Source organism: Deltaproteobacteria bacterium (assembly GCA_026712905.1).
Classification (GTDB): domain Bacteria; phylum Desulfobacterota; class Binatia; order UBA9968; family JAJDTQ01; genus JAJDTQ01.
Genome location: JAPOPM010000231.1, coordinates 1 through 8,554, shown reverse-complemented (window position 1 = coordinate 8,554; position 8,554 = coordinate 1). Strand labels below are relative to the sequence as shown.

Annotated in this window: 4 protein-coding genes; all 4 read right to left on the bottom strand. The window is 63.0% G+C overall.

Annotation, left to right across the window (positions count from 1 at the left end; genetic code table 11):
* Positions 1-571: 571 nt before the first annotated feature.
* From OXF11_19910 to OXF11_19895, 4 genes are read right to left on the bottom strand one after another with little or no spacing between them, the layout of a single operon-like run.
* Positions 572-2,206, bottom strand: coding sequence for a hypothetical protein (locus OXF11_19910; GenBank protein MCY4489366.1), 1,635 nt, complete (start codon positions 2,204-2,206; stop codon positions 572-574).
* Positions 2,207-3,379 (bottom strand): ATP-binding domain-containing protein, encoded by a 1,173-nt coding sequence (locus OXF11_19905; GenBank protein MCY4489365.1) that lies wholly within the window; start codon positions 3,377-3,379, stop codon positions 2,207-2,209.
* A complete protein-coding gene (locus OXF11_19900; GenBank protein MCY4489364.1) occupies positions 3,379-5,223 on the bottom strand; it encodes a DUF1998 domain-containing protein in 1,845 nt (614 codons plus the stop codon). Before OXF11_19900 ends, OXF11_19905 begins: the two co-directional genes overlap by 1 nt.
* On the bottom strand, positions 5,213-8,413 hold the full coding sequence (locus OXF11_19895) for a helicase-related protein (GenBank protein MCY4489363.1): 3,201 nt from the start codon (positions 8,411-8,413) through the stop codon (positions 5,213-5,215). The genes OXF11_19900 and OXF11_19895 overlap by 11 nt, the downstream gene beginning before the upstream one ends.
* Between the last annotated feature and the right edge of the window lie 141 nt (positions 8,414-8,554).

Here is an 8,554-nt window from a genome sequence, read left to right as displayed (position 1 = left end):
TCAATAGGTTAGGAGTATTCTGATTTGAGCCGTAATCGATATGTAACCCCATTCAACCAATACTCAGTCCCCGCCAGCGCGCGTATGTCCTCAAGTCAGTTTGGTGCCTCGGAGAAAGTCACCGTAGCGCCCCGCCGGGCGGGGTCAATTGCCGGTTTCGTGTCCAGCTGATGCCGGAGAGTTCGACCGGGGGGACGGTCGGAAAATCCGCCTGTCAATTGAGGGCACCGATGCTGAGACTCGTTCTGAGCGCCAACAGCACCATAGTGAGGTGCAACGTGCCGCGTCAGACACGGTCGCACTCCCGTGCGCTCCGACTTCTCCCTTGGGGTTTACGCATGAACGAACGCTTTATGAAACATTCAGCAAGTCAACGCCAAGGCCAAGCTCACCCTGAACAAACGCACCGTAGACGCTCTCGAGCCCGAGGACAAGCCCTGGATCGCCTTGCACGGCAAGTTCACGGGGGTTGGCATCGTTGGACGACCTGTATGCGCTCGACGCGCCGCGGTTGATTCAGCCGCTCGCTGCCGGTATCGCAAGGAAACCGCGGAAGCGCGTACGCGACGGTTCAGACACCAAGGGTCTTGCGGACCTTCTCTTCGACTTTGCTTTCCACTCGCGTTTCGGCGAGGTGGTGGAAAAACCGCTCCGGGTCGACCTTGGTGTCTAACCCGGGCGTGCCGGGCAGTTCTATGTGCACAGAGCTCCCGTGGACAGTGAGTTTGTACTCGCCTTGCGTGAGGATGATTCGGGTGCGGACACAGTCCCATTTGAACGCATCGGCGAGTTCGATGGCGGCGGCGTTCTCTTTGGCGCCCCAGGTTCGGCCATCGCCGAAGAACTCCCGCAAAGGGCGGACTCTCGGTGGCGGGGTGCCGAGGTCAAGGTCCGTCCCGGCTATCCGATGGGCCATCTGCGCCATGCGGTGAGTAGCGGCGTGGTCCAGTCCCGGAACGGCTCGTAGCGGCAGGGGTAGACCCATCCAGCCTTCGCGTGCGCCGAACAGGATGGCGGCCGTCAGCCAGTCGGGCTCGCGTAGTCGGTCGCTGCGGAATTCGAGCAGGTCCGCGCAACGGTTACGCAGGGAGAACAAGATCATGGCGCGCGCCAGAGACGTTTCGTGCCGGTCGAACAATTCGCCGGGCGTGGCGTCAACGAGTCCCCTGAGGGAGACGAGGGTCTCACGGAGTTTCTTGGCGCCCGCCTGCAAGCGCACATCAAGCTTCGGCGTCTCCTCATCGAGGTAGTCTAGCAATACGTCCTCTGCGCCTATGGCAGGACCGGCGTTCTTGTGGTCCAGCAGACGATCGACGGCGCCCCAGAGCAGGACGTCCTGGAAGGCGTTCTGCAAGCCGGCCGAAGTGGCGGATTCCGTTGCCGCATCCGGGGCCGGTGATGACGCGTTGCCGGCCCGCATCCACGCCCGGAGTCCGGCAGGAATGGATTCGTTCTCGGGCGGCTCCAAGTCGTCATCCGGGTCGAAAGCGGTGCGGCATGCCGCGACCGAGAGGTCGCCCTGGTGGGCGAAGTGGAGCAGCATCGCCATGATGCCGCCGGCGGCCAGGGGCGCTTGCAGCGGAGCCGCCCGCTCTGCGGGCCCCTGTGCTGGCGGCCACGGCTCGTCCGATGGCTTTGCGAATACGGTCTTCACCGTCTTGCGCTTGAAGTCCTGCAACGGCACGTTGGCGAAATCCAGCGCCGCTGTCTCGACGGCTCGTTTGTCCTCGGGCGATGGGAAGACGATGCGCCTTATCCGGGAGGTCGGCAGCGGCGCCGGGATCAGAAGTACGCTTTCGCTGCCGTCCAGTTGATCGGGGAACCGCAACTCGCGCGTGCCTTCCGTCCCGAGGGCAGCGATCGTCCCGGACAAGCCGGTCAACTCGAACTCGACGCCCACCAGCCTGAGATGCTCGGCTTCGCTGGTGGACAGGCTGACCGCATCGGCGGGTAGCCGCTTGCCCAGGAACAACGGAATCCAACCTGGGCAGCAGGCCAGGGTGTCCTGATAGTACTTGCCTCCGAATCCGGGCGGCGGCATCACCATGCCTGCCGCAAGCATGTACAGCAGGTTGAGGTGGTTGGTGAGAAGGAGTCCCAAGGCCGGCGTATTCGCCGAAGACTGCGGTTGTTTCCGGTTTACCGATTCAGGCAATTTTCCCTCGTCAGTTCGCTCGCCAAACAGTTCCATGTCCCGGTTCGCCATCTACAACTCCTCACGCTGCAGGATGCTGCGGTCCGTCGGCAGGATTTTCTCAATGGGATGTTCGCACTTTTTCATGAACAGGAACACGCGCTCTTTGGCCCGCGCTACCATAACGTAGAACAGGCGCTTGGCAGCGTCTGGATCCCTCGGATTGAATAAGTGCTCGTCGATGTCGGCAAGAATTACCGTATCGAACTCAAGACCCTTGCAGGCTTGCGCGTTGATGAGCAGGATTCCGCCCTCTCCGAAGACGACGTCGGGACGGTGGTCGCCGTGGAAAGTTTCTATGGTGGGTCTTGAGTTGTCCAGGGAAACATCTGCGGATTGGAGCGCCTCCAGGTATCGCTCCCTGACGCGGTTGTTCGGCGCGATGACGCCGATCAGTTGGCGTGGGTCGCGGTCCCACAGCCGCAGGATGCGCCGACCGACAGTGTCCAGGTGGTCGGGATGGTAGGAGCAGAGGCGAGGGACGGTACCTACCGAGGGCCCCGGTGAGGGAAGGTCCGGCGGAGGACTCGCGGGGTCGCCAGTGTAAAACTCTCGCGCCAACCGGGCGACGGGGTAGCGGTTGCGATAGTTCCAGGTGAGTTCCTTGACGTCTGGGGTATTCACGCCCAGACCGTTTTCGATGTCCTGCCGGCTACTGTTGTCGTCCGTGATCTGCTGATTCTGGTCTGCGGTCACGAAGAAGTTCTCGAAGCCGAGGTTGACGAGACTCTCGTAGAATTGCAGCGGCATGTCCTGGCCCTCGTCGATGACGAGGTACGGCCGGTCAATGGCGTGAGTGGAGTCAGGCAGGGATTGGAGGATCGTTTCGACGCCGTCCCAGTCGATAGCCCTGAAAGCGCCGTTCGATCGAGGCGGCAGCAGTGGAGCGGGCTTCCCCGTAGCTTTCCAGAACATTCTCTGGAACCACCCGATCCACGTCTCGCTCTTGAGACCTTCGCCGAAGAGCTGGCCGCTGGCGCGGTTGAGGAGGTGGTTGTAGACCAGAAACAGATAGTCGTCTCCATCCCGCTGGTGACGGCGGGTGCGGATCAGCGCCAGAACCGATTTGCCGGTGCCGGGCCCGCCGACGATCAGGTGTTGACCCGCCTTGGGCAAGGCGCGCGCAGCCTCCTGCTCTTTGCTGAGATCCTGTATGCCCGGCAGGTCGAATCTACGTTTCGCCATCAGTCGGGCGCCCCGGCGCGATCCAGAAACCCTGGCAACTCCACCGCACCCTTGATGAAGATGCGGTCCAGTAGAACGTTGCCGTACTGGCAGCTCGTCTCCGGCACCAGCGCGCAGGCATGGCAGGCGGCACGGTTCAGCAGATCCGGTCCGTGGCCTTCTTGCTCGGAACAGACCGGGTCCAGCGAACACCAGTCGGCATCCTCGAACGCACCGGTCAACAGGCGAAGAAACCGCTCGGGCCTCGCCAATTCCATCAGGCCTCCCAGGGAGCCTTCCTCGTCCGTCACCGCTACGTAGATCAGCACTCCCGCCATCGCATCCTTGCCGGTCTTGCAGTAGATGCGTTCCTTGAGCGAGGCCGCCGGATACCCGGCTTCTGCTTCGATACGACGGATCAGGACGTGAGCAAGGGTGTGGCACAGCAGGAAGCGCGGCGAGACCTCGACCTCCATGTGGCTGTCGCGGTGATGGTAGCGTTCGACGAAGGCGGCGGCGCGCTCGCTGATGGCGGTATTGCATTCCCAGCGTCGCAAGCATGTTTCGTCGAGGGTCAAGAACACGCCTTCCCCGTACAGTTCCAGGGCGGGCAGCCAGTCGCAATCCCCGGTGATGTCCGGTGGCGTCAGGTGTTCGCCGCCGGCGCGGCGGAAACCCATGAGCACCATGATCTCCTTCAACCTGTGCACGGCAACGAGGCGATCAACCACTGTCAACGGCCGGGCGCCGCCGACTGTCGACGGGGCCGCAAGCGCCTTCCAGGCAGATGTGTGATGCACAGTGACGAAATCCTCGTCTTCCTTCAGATCGGGTATCTCACCGGTCAGGGCCTTGTATTCGCTTGCCATCAAGTCGCCTTGGGTGACGGTCCGGCCGTAGAGGGGGTAGCCCTGGGCGATGTCCTTCAGGGCTTCCTCTATTTCCTCAACCGTGCAGTTGTACTCACTGGAGACGCGCCTGAGCGCGGTCTTGCGCGCCAGGGGCGTTTTCGCATTCCGAATCCTCTGCTGGTTTCGGGAATGGCTGTAAAGACGGTCCACGACCGTGCCGCGGCGGATGCGTGATTCCGGCGGGATGACCAGTGCCGTCCGATTCACGGGCGCGTGCACGCGGACGTCGTTGAGCTGCAGCAGCCAAGCCGGCTCGCCGTGATCGGGATCGACAGGAGGTTTGTGAACCCAGGGCTGTTGCCAGGTTGTGCGCGGGAACGGGTGCCGTTGATGAATGTCGCCGCGCGAACGGCAACGAGTGCAGACCACTTGGCGACCAGCCTGTTCAACAAGTCTCAGGTAGGGTTTCCCCCGGTCCGGTTTGCATTGATGTTGGTTCGGATTACGGTCGTCGGCGTGCGCGAGGATGTGCCAGGGAACGTCCGCGAGGAAGCCTTGCTGGTGGACCAGAACCCAGGGCACCTGCTCCAACCTGCCGCCGCACGGCCGGTCCTCGGGACCTTGTCCCTGGCAACGATCAGCGTCGTCCTGCTGGCCGCGCCAAGGCGCCCGGTGCAGCAGGCCGCATTGCAGGCAGCGCGTCCAGAGCGGGAAGCGGCGAACCGGGATCCAGCCGGACTTTCGCCCGTCGTCGAGATCTCGCGCGACGGGAGGAGTACAGAGCGGTTTGTCGATGCCCAGGACGTTGCGGACTTGATCCACATAGCGGATCTGCCTTTTCAGCGGATCGTCGCCGGGTCTGTCCCAGTCGCGAATATCTGGTACGACCATCAGATGGTTCGAATCGCGCACGATGGCGCCCACCGAACAGTGGCGCAGGAGGTGCGAAAGGCGCACGGGGACATATTGTTCCTGCACGGACGGCCGGTTTGCCGGAACTCTTCTACTCTTCAAGTTTCAGCGCTCCCGAGCTTTCCACGTTGCGCATGGAATGCAGCGTCCGCCAAAGGCCAGGACGCACTTCGTCGTGGCCGCGAAGCAGCCGGGCCTCGTTCTTTACGTTGTCCTTCGCTTGGTAGCTGAGCTGCACTTTGTCCCTCCTGCATCGCGACGCTTCCTCCTGCCATTCGTCGACGAGGCGGTCGACGTGCGTGGAGATGTCCACGGCCTGTCCAGATTCCGCCGCCCGTTCACACCGTTGCTTCAAAGCGGCGACAACGGCCTGCACGGCCTCCGAAGCGCCGTCGAATGCGCCCGCCGACTTGTTTCCGCTGAGACGGTCGCAACCGTGCCTAACCGCGCTCACCAGGGCAGCATGCAACGCGCGAGACCGCACTTGATGGGTAAAGGGAGTGACGCTGCCTGGCTCCACAAAGCGGTAGAAGGATTCGTGGTAAGGGCGAAAGCTCTCGTAGTGTGAGAGGCTCCGGGCCTGATGCCGGTAGTAGTTGGCAAATACCAGGCCGGGAACCTCGCCGCGGCCAACGCGGCTGGTGGCCTGAATGTATTCCGCGGTGGTGAGCGGCTGGCCATTGACGACCATCAGCGCAAGACGCGGGACGTCGAGTCCGACAGACACCATGTTGGTCGCCAGCACGGCATCGAGACAGCCAGCGCTTCCTCGTTCCGCCGCCAAACGCTGGAAGGTCTCGGCAATTTCCTGCGCGGTTTGCATGCTCGTCAATTGCGCGATCCGTGCGGTCTGGAACCTGTCGGAGCCGATGCCGTGCCCGGCGGGAGGGCTGCCTTCTTCGGCCGCGCCGGATCGCCTTCCTAGCGAAAGCTCGCTGGAGAGCCGGTCCCCAAAGTCCCGTACATGGGTCACGAACGCGTTGTGGCTGTCACCGACACCCTTGAGGCTGCTGTGATAGATCACCTGTGTCCACCAGGCTTCGAGCAGCTCGTCCCGATCCTGCTCACGGTCGAAAACCCGCTGAGGCCCTGCCAGCAGCGCCGCGGCTAGGGGCGCCAGGCAATGCTGCTGATCGAGCATGGGAGCCAGATACCCCACGTAGAGCCGCCCGGGACGCGCGTCGTCCGTGCGGGCGAAGTAGGAGTCGTCACACGACAGACCCGGCGGGGGGAAAACCGCCAGATCCCGTGCATACAGCCTCGGCACCTGTTCCTTCGCCATGCGGATGGTCGCAGTGGAGGCGATGTACTTGGGACGCGCTCCACGCCGAACGAAAAGCGTGTCGAAACCCGCTTCGTACAGCCCGGCCACCGAACCCAGAGGTCCCGTGATGAGGTGCAACTCGTCCTGAATTACAAGCTCCGGCGGGCGCCGGCCCTGGCCTGCGCCGAAGAAAGCGCTGGTTCGTGTCTCCCAAGCGACCCGTGCGAACTTGTCGACGGTGCTGATCAACAGCGACGGCGGCGCCCGATAGAGTGCATCGTCCACCACGTTGCAAGGCAGCGGTCGGCCGTCTTTGCCGAACGCGCACTCACCGTTGACGCAACGGAAGTGAAAGCTGCTTGAGGTGGCGTCGTAGTTGGAGACGTCGAACGGCGCGCGGCACCAGGGGCATTGATCCAACAGCAAGGCGTGGCGGGCCGTCGCCCCGCCCGCGTCTATCTCGACAACGCTCGCTTCGGCCTCCTGGAATGTGTTGGGAGTGCTTGCGCCGCCGACCCAGATGCCGGCGGTAATGGGTTCATCGCCGAGTGACGGATCCTCCCTGCGAATCAGTTCCAATGCGCAGATGATACGCGCCGCACGCTCGAACTGCTGTCGGGTCAACAGTCGTAGCGTGTAGCGCATGAGCGCCACTGTGCCGCCGCCCGTGTCCGGGTACTTCAATCGCCGCCACACGATGAGGAAAGCCACAAGGCCGAGATAGGCCTCGGTCTTGCCGCCGCCCGTGGGGAACCAGATCAGGTCCAGCACATCGCGGAAGTCGTCCACCTCCCGGATCGTGGACTCCATGACCGTCAAGAGAAACGCCAACTGGAACGGCCGCCAACGGAAGACACGGGCTTCGGTTTCGCTGCCGTCCTCGCCGGTTTGCCGCATCTGGTCCAACATCGCACGGTTCGCCAACTGGAAAGATCGAGCCGCAAGGGGATCCGAGCGGAGCAACTCGATGCACTGCCGCATGCGTTTCAGAGCTACGGCCATTCTGTCGCAGATGCGCCGCGCCGCAGCCTGTTCATGGACGTTCGTCAGGTCATGGGCGCCGCGCCGCTGCTCATCGATCCAGCCGGCGTATCCCTCCACAAACCCTTCGAGCTCGTCATGCAGGGGCTCGCGGGCCAGCCGAGCCAACTCGAGAACCTTGCCGGCGTTGCCGGTATCGACCGTCATCATCGGCGCTTCGGCCGTCGGCATGAACTCCGACCAGATGCGCGGAGGGCGATGCGGGTCCGCATCCCAGTCCACCGCAGCGCCGTGGCCCACAGCATAGATGCGCCGGTCCTTGTACTGGAGTTCGAGTTCCTGTTCCTCTTCCGTCAGCAGACCCGGAACGACTCGGGGATACTCGACGACTTGGCCGGTTTCCACAACGCACTCGACACGGGCCTCAAACAGCGACTTCTCGATCCGTCCCTGCGCTCTTTCCGGGCCGTCACCCAGCCGTTGCCGATTGAACAGAGTGACCGTGAGGATGACGCCATCCTGATGCGGCCGCGCGCGAACGTCGATGCCGGCACGATCTTCCCAGATCGATCCGTTCGGCGCACCGCATGGCGACCAATCCAGGACCTGTTGCCCGAGTTCGGTTCTTTCGTATTCCTTGGAGCGGAACCGGCCCTTCTCGTCCCGGTCTCCGGTGGGCCTGTAGACCGCTGCCGACGCGACAATGGAGAGGCGCACGGCGCCCTGAACGAAGAAGGAAAATCCTACGGACGACGGCGGCACGTAGCGCCGTTTACGCACGGGCTGGGCAAGGGGCCGGCCTTCCGATTCATCACCGGTTCCTGTGGACCCTTCTTCTTCCTCATCTTCAAGAGGAGCCGAATCGGCATTGCCCCCGGACGCAGCGGGATCGATGCCGGACGGAACATCAAGTTCGACGGGATACAGCACACCCGTCGGGTATCGATCCAGCGGTGAAATACCGATGAGACTATCCTTGCTGGCGGGACCGATGAGCTGTTGACGCAGCCAGTCAACGAGCCTCGTTCTGGCCTCGGTGTACTCCATGGGCCGGGTAGGAGGGGTCGTCACCGAGCCCCTCCCCCCACAGATCCGAGCGTGCGCGATTGACGCACTCGGTTCCTCATCTGACAGGTTCGCTCATTAAACGTTGCCATGAGCGCGTGAACGTGACGTACGGCAGAGGAT